The sequence below is a fragment of the Kitasatospora sp. NPDC054795 genome (assembly GCF_053611565.1).
Window position 1 is genome coordinate 49,839 of the sequence record NZ_JBSHAP010000024.1, and the last position, 11,831, is coordinate 61,669.

The following is an 11,831-nucleotide window of genomic DNA, read 5'->3' on the forward strand; positions in this document are numbered from 1 at the left end:
TCTGCGGACGACGGCACCGCGCCGCTCGGCGGTCCGGCCGGGGCCGGTCGGCCCTTCCCCGGAGCAGGGCCGGGCGCCGAGGCTGGGAGACGGAGACCGGAGGTGTGCCATGTCGACCGTCCGTCCGCCGCTCGCCACCGCCGAGGCCCTGCTGGCCGACGGCACCACCGTGGAACTCCGGCCGCTCGGGCCGGACGACCACCGCGCGGTGCTCGAACTGCACGCCGCCGGGATGTCCGAGGAGAGCCGCCGGATGCGGTTCTTCGGCGTCAGCCGCAACGCGCCCCGGCAGGCCGCCGACCGGCTGTGCGGGCCGCCGCGCGCGGGTCTGCTGGCGCTCGGTGCCCGGGCCGGGGAGGAACTGGTCGGCGAGGCGGACTGCGAACTGCTGGACGGCCCGCCGGAGACCGCCGAACTGGCCCTCGCGGTGGCCGACCGCTGGCACCACCGGGGAGTCGCCACCCTGCTGCTGGAGCACCTGGTGCACGCGGCACGGGCCGCCGGCATCCGCTTCTTCGAGGCCGACACCCTGCACGGGAACCACGCCGTCCACCAGGTCTTCGCAGACCTCGGTCTGCCCGTCGAGCGCCGGTACGCGCAGGGCGAGGTCAGGATCAGGGTGCCACTGGACGAGAGGGACGAGCGCTACCGCTCGGCGGTGGACGAACGCGGGCGCAGCGCCGACGTGGCCAGCCTCGCCGCGCTGCTGCGCCCGGCCTCGGTCGCGGTGGTCGGCGCGTCCCGGCGGGAGAGCTCGGTCGGCCGGACGGTCCTGACGAAGATCCGGCAGGGAGGTTTCGCCGGTCCGCTGTGGGTGGTCAACCCGCACGCCGACGAGATCGCCGGTACACCCGCCCACCCGTCCGTCTCCGCACTGCCCGCCGTGCCGGACCTCGCCGTGCTGGCCGTGCCCGCCGGCGCCGTCCCCGGGGTGGCCGAGGAGTGCGGTGCCGCCGGGGTGCGGGCGCTGGTGGTGCTCACCTCCGGGCTCGGCCCCCAGGAGGCCCGCGGGCTGATGCGCGCCTGCCGCCGGCACAGCATGCGGCTGGTCGGACCGAACAGCCTCGGCATGGCGCAGACCGATCCGGCCGTCCGGCTGGACGCCGAGTTCGGCGGCGCCTTCCCCAGGCCCGGCACCGCCGGAGTGGCCGTGCAGAGCGGCGGCGTGGGAATCGCGCTGCTGTCGCGGCTGGCCTGGCTGGGCATCGGGGTGTCGAGCTTCGTCTCGCTCGGCGACAAGTACGACGTCAGCGGCAACGACCTGCTCCAGTGGTGGGAGGCGGACGGCCGGACCGACCTCGCGCTGCTCCACCTGGAGTCCTTCGGCAACCCGCGGGCCTTCGCCCGTACCGCCCGCCGGGTGACCGGGAGCATCCCGGTACTGACCGTCGACGCCGGCCGCTCGACGGCCGGCCGCCGCGGCGCGGCCTCGCACACCGCGGCTGCGGCCACCCCGACCGTCACCCGGGAGGCGCTGTTCCGGCAGGCCGGCATCACGGCCACCCGCAGCATCGACGAACTCGTCGAGGCCGCCGCACTGCTGCGCGCCCAGCCGCTGCCCGCCCCGCGCGGTGCGGTCGCCGTGGTCTCCAACGCCGGAGGCATCGGCGTCCTCGCCGCGGACGCCTGCGCCGAAGCCGGACTCGAACTGCCGGAACTCCCGGCGGAGCTCGGGAGACTGCTGCCGCCCGGCGCCTCCGTCCGCAACCCCGTGGACACCACGGCGGCGATCGGACCGACCGAACTCGCCCTCTTCCTCCGGGCGTTGGAACACGAGCCGACCGTCGACGCGATCCTGGTGTGCCTGGTGCCGACGGCGCTCGGCACCACCCCGGCCCAGGATCCGGTGCGCGCACTGCTGGAGGGCCCGGCCCGGCGTCGCCTCCCGATCGCCGCCGTACTGCTCGACCAGCAGGTGCCCGTCCGCTACCGCACCTGCGCCGACGGCGGCATGATGCCCGCCTACTCGGACTCCGTCGCCGCCGCCCGGGCCCTCGCCCATGCCCGGGACCGTGCCCGCCGGCTCGCCGAAGCGCCCCCCGCGCCCGCCGAAGCACCGGACTGCGACCGGAGCACCGCCCGCAGCCTGATCGACGGCTACCTCACCGCCCATCCCGACGGCGGCTGGCTCGACCCGCTGTCCACCGCCGACCTGCTGGAGGCCTACGGACTGCCGCTGACCACCGCGGTGTGGGCCCGCGACGAGCACACGGCGGTCGCCGCCGCGAACGGGCTGCGCACGCTCGGACACGAGGGCAAGGTGGCCCTGAAGGCCTACTGGCCCGGGCAGGTGCACAAGAGCGCGCTCGGCGCCGTCCGCACCGGCCTCGGCACCGAGGCCGAAGTACGCTCCGCCTACCGGGACTTCACGGAGAGATTCGGCCCGGAGCTGGCCGGAGCGGTGGTCCAGCCGATGGCCGCGCCGGGCGTCGAACTGCTCGCGGGTGTCGTCCAGGACCGGGTCTTCGGGCCCCTCGTGGTGCTCGGGGCGGGCGGCACCGCCGCCGACGTGCTGGCCGACCGGGCGGCCCGGCTCGCCCCGCTGAGCGAGCGCGACCTGACCACCATGGTCACCGAACTGCGCAGCGCGCCCCTGCTGACGGGAAGCGCCGGGGCACCCGCCGTGGACCTCGCGGCGGTCAGGTCGGTCCTCGCCCGGCTCTCCCACCTCGCCGACGACTTCCCCGAGCTCGTCGAGGCGGACCTCAACCCCGTCATCCTCCGCCCCGACGGCGCGCTCTGCGTGGACGCCCGGGTCCGGCTGGAACGCCGGCCGTCCTTCGATCCCTACCTGCGGCGGCTGCGCCGCCCGGCGGCCGCCGAAGGGAAGTGAGCCCCGTGAAGCACAGCATCCTCGACGACACCGGGCCGGCGCCGAAGGCCTGAATCAGCGGATCAGCACCCGCTCGCCCGAGCGGGGGACCACGGCCGTCCATCCGAGTTCGCGGTCGATCCGGTCGCGCAGGGCCCGGGAGCCCTCGGGTTCGCCGTGGACGAGGTAGACCGCGTTCGGTGGCTGCGGGGCGGGGCGCAGCCATTCGATGATCTCGGCGGCATCGGCGTGCGCCGAGAACGCGGGGACGTCGACCACCTCGGCACGGACCGGGACGTAGGTGCCGTACATCTTCAGCGCGCGGGCGCCGTCCACCAGGTCGCGGGCGCGGGTGCCGGCGGCGGCATAGCCGACCACGACGACGGTGTTGCGGGCGTCGGGCAGCAGCCGGAGCAGGTGGTGGACGACGCGGCCGCCGGTGGCCATTCCGGAGGCGGAGACGATGACGGCGGGGCCGTGGGCGTGGTCCAGGGCGAGGGAGTCCTGGAGCGAGTGGATCAGGGTGAACGGCTCCGGGTCGAGGGCGGTCGAGCCCCGGGAGAGGACGTCGGGCCGCAGCTGGTCGGAGCCGGCGGCGAAGGCCTCCCGGTAGATCTGCAGGGTGGCCAGTGCCATCGGACTGTCCACGTAGACGGGCACGTTGGCCGACAGCCGGCCGGACCGGCGCAGTTCGGTGAGCTGGTGCAGGACGACCTCGGTGCGGTCGACGGCGAAGGACGGGACGACCACGGTGCCGCCGCGCGCCAGGGTCCGCTCCAGCGCGGCGGCGAACCACTCGCGCGCGGCGGTCTCCTCGTGGTGCCGGTGGCCGTACGTGGACTCCACGAGCAGCACGTCCGCGCCGGTGAACGGTTCGGGCGGGCGCAGCAGCGGATGGACGGGGCGGCCGAGGTCGCCGCTGGCGGCGACGGTGTGGCCGTCCTCCAGGGTGAGGTGGGCCCAGGCGGAGCCGAGGATGTGTCCGGCCCGGTGCAACCGGAGGACATTTCCGGTGGTGATCTCGACATCGGTGTCCAGCGGGACGGGGTCGAACATCCGCAGGGCGTTCTCGACGTCCTCGTCGTCGTAGAGCGGTTCGGCGGGGCGGTGCTTGGACCAGCCGTGCTCGTTGGCGTGGTCGGCCTCCTCGCGCAGGAGGTGGGCGCTGTCACGGAGGATCAGCTCGGCGATCCGGGCCGTGTCCGGGGTGGTGAGCACGGGGCCGCGGAAGCCGTCGCGGACCAGACGGGGCAGGTAGCCGCAGTGGTCGAGGTGGGCATGGGTGAGCACGACGGCCCGTACGTCGGCGGCGTCGAGCGGCAGTGGGCGGCGGTCGCGGCGGCGCAGTTCGGCCAGGCCCTGGAAGAGGCCGCAGTCGATCATCAGGCGGGCGTGGTCGGTCTCCACCAGGAACTTGCTGCCGGTGACGGTGCCCACGCCGCCCAGGAAGGTCAGCAGGCCGGGCCGGGGTGTGCCGGTGTCCGTCGTCATGACTGCCTCCAAGGGGTGCTGAGGTTCCCCCCATCGTCCTGCCGACCAGCCGTGCTGTCCTGGGCCGGAGCGGCCCGGCGGCATGGACCGACCGGCCCTGTCCGGCGGCTCCGGACGCGCGGACAGTGAAGACGGGACCACCGGAGGAGGAGTGAGGACGATGCAGCACCGCAGCGTCAACGACGTGATGACCCACGAGGTCGTCACCGCCCGGCCCGATGTGCCGGTCAAGGAGGTTGCGGCGCTGTTCCACCGCAACGACATCACCGCGATCCCGGTCGTCGACGACCAGGGCCGCCCGATCGGCATGGTGTCCGAGGCCGACCTGATCCGAAAGGAGGCCGTCCTGCCGGACCCGGAGGGCCGTTACCCGGGCCGCTGGCTGGCCGAGAAGGACCGTGCCCGTGCCGAGGCGGAGACGGCCGGCGGCCTGATGACCAGTCCCGCCGTCACCGCACGCCCCGGATGGTCGATCCCCGAGGCCGCCCGTGCCATGGACAAGCACAAGGTCAAGCGCCTGCCCGTGGTCGACGAGGCCGGCCGCCTGGTCGGCATCGTCAGCCGCCGGGACCTGCTGCAGGTCTTCCTGCGCCACGACGCGGCGATCCGGGACGAGATCAACCACGACGTGCTGGGACAGGCCCTCTGGGTCGCGCCCGGAGACGTCCAGGTCGCGGTGCAGGACGGCGTGGTCACCCTGAGCGGGCGGCTGAGGTTTCGCAGCCTGGTCCCGATCGCCGAACAGCTCTGCCGCGCCGTGGACGGTGTGGTCGCCGTCCACGCCACCCTGGACTGGACCGAGGACGACACCGACCGGTCCCTGGAACACCCCCGCGCCTACCGCGCGGCATCGTAGGAGGCCGCCATGACCCGCACACCGAGCACCGTCGCCGACGTCATGACCCATGCGGTGGTGGCCGTCGGCCGCGACGCGGACTTCCGCGAGGTCGCCGACACCCTCCAGCGCTGGCGGGTCAGCGCCGTCCCCGTGCTGACCGGCGACGGCCGGGTGATCGGGGTGGTCTCCGAGGCCGACCTGCTCACCGCCCGGGACCGCGACGGCGTGCGCGCCGACGCCCTGACGGCCGGGCGGATGATGTCCGTCCCGGCGGTCACCGTGCACCCCGGCAGCCCGCTCAACGAGGCGGCCCGGGCGATGGCCCGCGGCCACCTCAAACGGCTCCCGGTGGTCGACGAGGAGGACTACCTGGTCGGCATCGTCAGCCGGGGCGACCTGCTGAAGGTCTACGTCGACGACGACCGCGAGCTCGCCGACCGGGTCCGCTTCGAGCTGGTCGCCACCCTCGGCCCGGACGCCGCCGTCGAGAGCGACATCCGCTCCGAGAACGGCCGGATCACCCTGACGGGCGAACTGCCGGGCACCCTCTCCAGGCCCCTCCTGGAGAGGCTGGTGCGCTCCGTGCCCGGCGTGGTCGACGTGGAACTCCGGCTCGGCGCGCCGGCCTGAGCGGAGGCGCGGAGACGGTCGTGTCCGCTGCTGTCGACAGCTCCCCGGAGAGCCCGGCCGCCGCCCGCCGGGCCGCCGTCCCGGACGTCCGACGGGCTCGAGCCGCTGACGTGCTGCGGGGGCGGGCCCGGGCGCGGAGAATCGGTGGTGTCAGTGCCCCGCGCACCCCAGGAGCAGGCCATGGACTCGCCCCAGCCCGTACGGGTGTTCCTGCTCGACGACCACGAGGTGGTCCGCCGGGGCGTCCGTGACCTCCTGGAGGCCGAGCCGGACATGGAGGTCGTCGGCGAGGCCGGCACCTGTGCCCAGGCCCTCGCCCGCGTACCGGCGCTGCGCCCGGACGTCGCGGTGCTCGACGTACGGCTCCCGGACGGCGACGGGGTGACCGTCTGCCGGGACCTGCGAGACCGGATGCCCGGGCTGGCCTGCCTGATGCTGACCTCCTTCGACGACGACGACGCCCTGCTCGACGCGATCATGGCCGGCGCGGCCGGTTACGTCCTCAAGCAGGTCAAGGGCACCGAACTGGTCGGCGCGGTGCGGACGGTGGCCTCCGGCCAGTCCATGCTCGACCCGGCGACCACCCGCAAGCTGCTGGAGAGCCTGCGCCACCACGAGGAGAACGCGACCGACTCCGCGCTCGCCGGTCTCACCCCGCGCGAGCGGGAGATCCTCGCCCTGGTGGGGGAGGGCAGGACGAACCGCCAGATCGGCCAGGAGCTCTACCTCGCCGAGAAGACCGTGAAGAACCACGTCTCGCGGCTGCTCGCCAAACTGGGTGTCGAACGGCGCCTCCAGGCCGCCGTCATCGCCGCCCACGCCGAACCCGAGCAGCAGCACCAGCGCCCGCACTGACGCCCCGGCGGGGCCGGGCGGGCCCGGAGAAGGAGCCGAACGGCCCAAGCGGCACGCCGCTCCTCGGCCGCACGGTAGAGGTGATCGACCTCCCGCCACGGCCGAGGAGACGGCGATGATGTACTGGAACGACGGGGGCATGAACGGTTGGGGCATCGGTCTGATGACCGTGAGCATGCTGCTCTTCTGGGCACTGGTGGTCCTCGGTGTGATCGCCCTGGTCCGGCACCTCGGCCGGCCGGCCCCGTACAGCCCGGCGCCGTCGGCCGCGCCCCCGGCCGCGCCGCCGGCCCGGCCCACCCCGGAGCAGCTGCTCGCGGAGCGCCTCGCCCGCGGCGAGATCGACCCCGACGAGTACCGGGCCCGACTGGCCACCCTGCGCGGCGCCGCCGACGACCCGCCCGATTCCGGCTGACGGCGCATCCCTGGAGACGGTCATGTCCACCCTCGCCCTCGACGCCCCCGCACTGGAGAAGCTCGTCTCCGCGGCGGTGGCGGCACCTTCGATCCACAACAGCCAGCCGTGGCGCTTCCGGCTCCGGCCGGACACCTCGACCCTGGAGGTCCGGGCCGACCGCAGCCGGGCCGTCCCGGCCGCCGACCCGCAGGGCCGGGCCCTGCACATCTCCGTCGGCGCGGCCGTTCTCAACCTCCGGGTCGCCGCCCGCCACCTCGGCTGGGCACCCGATGTCCGCCTGCTGCCCGATCCGGCCGAGCCCGACCTGCTGGCGGCCGTCCGGCTCGACACCCCGGCCGCCGCGCCGACCCCCGGCACCGAGAAGCTCTACGACGCGATCTGGCGCCGGCATTCCATCCGCACGCCGTTCACCGCCGTACCGGTCCCACCGGCCGTACTCGACGAACTGACCGACGCCGCCCGAACCGAGGACACCGCGCTCCACCTGCCCGACCACACGGAGACCGCCCGGCTGCTCCACCTCACCGCCGAGGCCGAGCGCCGCAACACCACCGACGAGGCCCAGCGCACCGAGAGCCGCAGCTGGATCCGCACCGGCGAGGTGCCGCCCTACGGCATCCCGGTCGGCGCGCTCGGCCCCCAGGACGCGGCCGGTCAACTGCCGATGCGTGACTTCTCCGCCATTCACGCGACCGAGCACCAGGCTCCCTCCCTCTTCGAGCACGAACCCCGGATCGCCGTGCTCACCACCGACCGCGACGGCCCCGCGGACTGGCTGCGGGCCGGCCTCGCCCTGGAACACGTCTTGCTCGCCGCCACCGTCCACGGCGTCCGCGCCTCCCTGCTGCACCAGGCCATGGAGTGGCCCTACCTTCGCTGGGAGGCCCGGGACCCGCACGACCGCCCCGGCCACGTCCAGATGCTGATCCGCCTCGGTTACGGTTCCGAGGGAGCCCCGACACCCCGCCTGGCCCCCGGCGAGGTCCTGGAGCAGGACTGACGGTTACGGCAGGGGCACCTGCCAGACCAGCTCGGTGCCGCCCTCGGGGCGGGCGCGGGCGGTGAAGGCGCCGGCCAGGGCGGCGGCGCGGTCGGCGAGGTTGGCGAGGCCGCTGCGCCGGCCGCCCTCGGGGAGACCGACCCCGTCGTCCGTGACGGTGAGGGTCAGGTCCGTGTCGGCGGTGACGGTCACCGTGACCGCGTCGGCCCTGGCATGGCGGGCGGCGTTGGAGAGGGCCTCCTCCAGGACGGCGATCGCCGCGTTCGCGACCTCGGCGGGCACAGTGGCGTCCAGCAGGCCGTCCATCCGCAGGGCCGGGGCGAAGCCGAGGGAGCGGGCGGCCCGGTCGACCACCTCGACGATCCGGGCGCGCAGGCCCCCCGCCGCCGGGCCCCGCTCACGCAGGCGCAGGCCGAAGATGGTGGCGCGGATGGTCCTGGCGGTCTCGTCCAGGTCGTCGATGGCCCGCAGGACGCGCTCGGTCGCCTCGGGGTGGTCGATGAATCGGGTGGCCCCCTGGAGGGTCATCCCGGTGGCGAAGAGCCGCTGGACGGCCAGGTCGTGCAGATCGCGGGCGATCCGGTCGCGCTCCCGCAGCAGCGCCACCTGCTCGGAGTCCCGGCGGCGCTCGGCGAGCTCCATCGCCACCGCCGCCTGCCCGGCGAATCCCAGCAGCGGACCGGACTCGCCCTCCTCGAACAGCGGCGAACCCGCGGCCCGGGCCAGCAGCAGCACGCCCCGGACGCCGCGTTCGGCGGTGCCGACAGGCACCGCGACCGCCGGGCCCAGCCCCTGCCAGCGCGGCGGCCCCACCGTGATCCGGGGGTCCTTCCGGACGTCGGGGCTCACCACGAGCCCGCCGGTGCGGAAGGCCGCGCCCATGAACGAGCCCTCGATCGGCAGCACCAGACCGCGGTGCTCCTGCTCGCCGAGGCCGACGGCGGTCCGCACCTCCAGCTCGCCGGTCCCCGGCAGCGGTACGGCGACGACGGCGAGGTCCGCACCGGCGATCTCGGTCGCCCGGGAGAGCAGCAGGTCCTGCACCTCCTGGTCCCCGCTGCCCGACAGCAGGCTGCTGGTCACCTCCGCACTCGCCTCCAGCCAGCGCTGCCGCTGGCGGGCCCGGGCGTACAGGCGGGCGTTGTCGATGGCCACCCCGGCGGCGACGGCGAGCGTGGCGAGCATCGACTCGTCCTCGGCGTCGAAGTCGTCCCCGCCCCGCTTCTCGGTCAGGTAGAGGTTGCCGAACACCTTGCCCCGGATCCGGATCGGCACCCCCAGGAAGGCACGCATCGGTGGGTGATTGGCCGGGAACCCGTAGGAGGCCGGGTGGTCGGAGAGCCGGCTGAGCCGCAGCGGCTCGGGGTGGCGGATCAGCTCGCCGAGGATTCCGTGCCCGGAGGGCAGGTCGCCGATCAGCTTGACCTGCTCGTCCGTGACCCCGACCGGAATGAACTGCGACAGCCGCTGGTCCTCGCCGATCACGCCGAGAGCCCCGTACTCGGCGTCCACCAGGGCGACGGCGGCCTCCACGATGTGCTGGAGGGCCTGGGTAAGCTCCAGGTCGCGTCCGACCGCCAGCACCGCCTCCAGCAGGCTGTGCACCCGGTCCCGGGTGCCGCGGGCGGCGTCCAGCCGGGCCTGGAGCTCCTCCAGGAGCTCGTCCAGCCGCAGCTTCGGTACGGGGGCGGGGCCCTCCGACGCGTTTCCCAAGGAAATCCTCCGTGGCTCGCCCCCCGATGCCCATGACCAGCGTAGGCGTGCTCGCGGCGCCCCGGCGGGTGCGAGGGGGGTCCATCGGCCCATCGGGAGCACCCCGGCGGCCCCCTGGCGACGGGCGCGGCCGGGGGGAACGCTGGAAGGGCGGGCGGAACCGCCCCGGCTCCGCCCTCCGAGAGGAGTGATCGCGGCATGAAGGCGCTCACCTACCACGGACCCGGCCGCCGCACCTGGGGCGACGTCCCCGACCCGGCCGTCCGGGACCCGGAGGACGCCGTCGTCCGGGTGGACGCGGTGACCATCTGCGGCACCGACCTGCACATCCTCAAGGGCGACGTCCCCGAGGTCGAGGAGGGCCGCGTCCTGGGCCACGAGGCCCTCGGCACCGTCGTCGAGACCGGCCCGGGCGTACGCACGATCACGGCCGGCGACCGGGTGCTGGTCTCCTGCGTCTCCGCCTGCGGCCGCTGCTCCTACTGCCGTACGGCGGCCTACGGACAGTGCACCGGCGGTGGCGGCTGGATCCTCGGCCACCTGATCGACGGCTGCCAGGCCGAATACGTCCGCACCCCCTTCGCGGACACCTCCCTGTACCGGCTGCCCGAAGGCGTCCGGGACGAGGACGCGCTGCTGCTCGCCGACATCCTGCCCACCTCCTACGAGGTCGGCGTCCGCAACGGCCGGATCGGCCCGGGCGACACCGTCGCGATCGTCGGTGCGGGACCGATCGGACTCGCCGCCGTCCTGACCGCGCGGCTCTACAGCCCGGCCCGGATCATCGCCGTCGACCTCGCCCAGAGCCGTCTCGACGCCGCGAAGCGGTTCGGCGCCGACACCGTGCTCACCTCTGCCGGGGCCACCCCCGAGGCCGTCCGGCAGCTGAGCCGCGACGGCCTCGGCGTGGACGTCGCGATCGAGGCGGTCGGCGTGCCCGAGACCTTCGAACTGTGCACCCGCCTGGTGCGCCCCGGCGGCCGGGTGGCCAATGTGGGCGTGCACGGCAGACCGGCGGTGCTGCACCTGGAGGACCTCTGGATCCGCAACGTCACCATCACCACCGGGCTGGTCGACACGAGCAGCACCCCGATGCTGCTGGACATGCTGGCCGTCGGTCGGCTCGACACCGGCGGGCTGGTGACCCACCGCTTCGGCCTGGAGGAGATGCAGGAGGCCTACGACGTCTTCGCCGACGCGGCCGACACCGGCGCGCTCAAGGTCGCGCTGTTCCGGACGTGAGCGCCATGGACGGAGGAATCGCCATCATGAGCGTCCATCCCGACTGCGGCGACATCGCCCGCCGGATCCTCCGACGGCGCGATCAGCTCGGCCTGAGCGAAGGAATGCTGGCCCACCGGGCCTCGATGTCCCCTGCCTACCTACGACAACTCCTCTGCTCGGGGCCGGAGTTCGATCCGCCCGGGTTCGTCCGGATCGCTGCCGTGCTGGGGATGGCCTGGCCGGAGCTGCTGTCGGGGAATCGCCCGGACGCCCCGCCGGGGCAGACCGACACCGGCCGCCGCGGTCAGCTCCTGCGTCTCACCGAACCGCAGTGCTGGGAACTGCTCGGCACCCGCGGCGTCGGCCGGGTCGGCCTGCCCGGCTCCTCGGCGCCCGTCGTGCTCCCGGTCAACTTCGTGGTGGACGACCGGACGATCGCCTACCGCACGGCCCCCCGGGGAGCCGCCGCCCCGGCCGACGGCTCGCCCGTCTCGTTCGAGGTGGACCGGATCGACGAGCACCGGAGCGCGGGCTGGAGCGTCCTGATCCTCGGCCAGGCTCATCTGGTCGACACCTCGGACGAGGAACAGCACCTCGCGGCACTCCCCGGCGCCACCCCCTGGGCCGGCGGCGCCCGCCCGCTCTGGGTGCGCGTCCGCCCGGCCGCTGTCACCGGGCGCCGCATCGACACGGGGTGACGTCCGTCGAACAGCTGGTGCGTGGATCGGGTGCCTGAGCGGGTCGCCCACCTCGGTGCCGTCGCCGCCATCTCCTCGAACCGGGCGGCGGAACGGACCCAGGACCACCGCGACGGGGAACGGCCCGGCGCTCCCCGGGCCGAGCTGCGGAC

At 74.6% G+C, this 11,831-nt stretch carries 10 protein-coding genes; 8 read left to right on the forward strand and 2 right to left on the reverse strand.

The window, feature by feature from the left end:
- Positions 1–109 precede the first annotated feature (109 nt).
- Positions 110–2,833 (forward strand): bifunctional acetate--CoA ligase family protein/GNAT family N-acetyltransferase, encoded by a 2,724-nt coding sequence (locus ACWGJO_RS11785; protein WP_452183288.1) that lies wholly within the window; start codon positions 110–112, stop codon positions 2,831–2,833.
- Positions 2,834–2,887: 54 nt separating this feature from the next.
- On the opposite strand, the gene ACWGJO_RS11790 is transcribed toward ACWGJO_RS11785, so the two are convergent.
- Positions 2,888–4,303, reverse strand: a complete 1,416-nt coding sequence (locus ACWGJO_RS11790; protein ID WP_452183289.1) for an MBL fold metallo-hydrolase RNA specificity domain-containing protein — start codon at positions 4,301–4,303, stop codon at positions 2,888–2,890.
- 160 nt (positions 4,304–4,463) lie between these two features.
- Between ACWGJO_RS11790 and ACWGJO_RS11795 the strand changes: the two genes are divergently transcribed.
- From ACWGJO_RS11795 to ACWGJO_RS11815, 5 genes are all read left to right on the forward strand, one after another.
- Positions 4,464–5,159, forward strand: a complete 696-nt coding sequence (locus ACWGJO_RS11795) for a CBS domain-containing protein (protein WP_452183290.1) — start codon at positions 4,464–4,466, stop codon at positions 5,157–5,159.
- Positions 5,160–5,168: 9 nt separating this feature from the next.
- Positions 5,169–5,771 (forward strand): CBS domain-containing protein, encoded by a 603-nt coding sequence (locus ACWGJO_RS11800; protein ID WP_452183291.1) that lies wholly within the window; start codon positions 5,169–5,171, stop codon positions 5,769–5,771.
- 180 nt (positions 5,772–5,951) lie between these two features.
- Complete coding sequence (locus tag ACWGJO_RS11805) at positions 5,952–6,626, forward strand: response regulator (protein ID WP_452183292.1); 675 nt, start codon at positions 5,952–5,954, stop codon at positions 6,624–6,626.
- A 115-nt stretch (positions 6,627–6,741) separates the two neighbouring features.
- Entirely contained in the window at positions 6,742–7,041 is a 300-nt protein-coding gene (locus tag ACWGJO_RS11810; RefSeq protein WP_452183293.1) for an SHOCT domain-containing protein, read from the forward strand.
- A gap of 22 nt (positions 7,042–7,063) precedes the next feature.
- A complete protein-coding gene (locus tag ACWGJO_RS11815) occupies positions 7,064–8,044 on the forward strand; it encodes an Acg family FMN-binding oxidoreductase (RefSeq protein ID WP_452183294.1) in 981 nt (326 codons plus the stop codon).
- A 3-nt stretch (positions 8,045–8,047) separates the two neighbouring features.
- Here the strand turns inward: ACWGJO_RS11815 and ACWGJO_RS11820 are convergent, their stop codons facing one another.
- Entirely contained in the window at positions 8,048–9,757 is a 1,710-nt protein-coding gene (locus tag ACWGJO_RS11820; RefSeq protein WP_452183295.1) for a GAF domain-containing protein, read from the reverse strand.
- 198 nt (positions 9,758–9,955) lie between these two features.
- On the opposite strand from ACWGJO_RS11820, the gene ACWGJO_RS11825 reads away from it, so the two are divergent.
- Positions 9,956–10,999, forward strand: a complete 1,044-nt coding sequence (locus ACWGJO_RS11825) for a zinc-dependent alcohol dehydrogenase family protein (RefSeq protein WP_452183296.1) — start codon at positions 9,956–9,958, stop codon at positions 10,997–10,999.
- A 26-nt stretch (positions 11,000–11,025) separates the two neighbouring features.
- Positions 11,026–11,679, forward strand: a complete 654-nt coding sequence (locus tag ACWGJO_RS11830) for a pyridoxamine 5'-phosphate oxidase family protein (protein WP_452183297.1) — start codon at positions 11,026–11,028, stop codon at positions 11,677–11,679.
- The last annotated feature ends 152 nt before the right edge of the window (positions 11,680–11,831 follow it).

Excerpts from the sequence above, each read along its gene's own strand:
- ACWGJO_RS11785 (WP_452183288.1), top strand. The coding sequence starts at position 110 with ATGTCGACCGTCCGTCCGCCGCTCGCCACCGCCGAGGCCCTGCTGGCC.
- ACWGJO_RS11790 (WP_452183289.1), bottom strand. The coding sequence starts at position 4,303 with ATGACGACGGACACCGGCACACCCCGGCCCGGCCTGCTGACCTTCCTG.
- ACWGJO_RS11795 (WP_452183290.1), top strand. The coding sequence starts at position 4,464 with ATGCAGCACCGCAGCGTCAACGACGTGATGACCCACGAGGTCGTCACC.
- ACWGJO_RS11800 (WP_452183291.1), top strand. The coding sequence starts at position 5,169 with ATGACCCGCACACCGAGCACCGTCGCCGACGTCATGACCCATGCGGTG.
- ACWGJO_RS11805 (WP_452183292.1), top strand. The coding sequence starts at position 5,952 with ATGGACTCGCCCCAGCCCGTACGGGTGTTCCTGCTCGACGACCACGAG.
- ACWGJO_RS11810 (WP_452183293.1), top strand. The coding sequence starts at position 6,742 with ATGATGTACTGGAACGACGGGGGCATGAACGGTTGGGGCATCGGTCTG.
- ACWGJO_RS11815 (WP_452183294.1), top strand. The coding sequence starts at position 7,064 with ATGTCCACCCTCGCCCTCGACGCCCCCGCACTGGAGAAGCTCGTCTCC.
- ACWGJO_RS11825 (WP_452183296.1), top strand. The coding sequence starts at position 9,956 with ATGAAGGCGCTCACCTACCACGGACCCGGCCGCCGCACCTGGGGCGAC.
- ACWGJO_RS11830 (WP_452183297.1), top strand. The coding sequence starts at position 11,026 with ATGAGCGTCCATCCCGACTGCGGCGACATCGCCCGCCGGATCCTCCGA.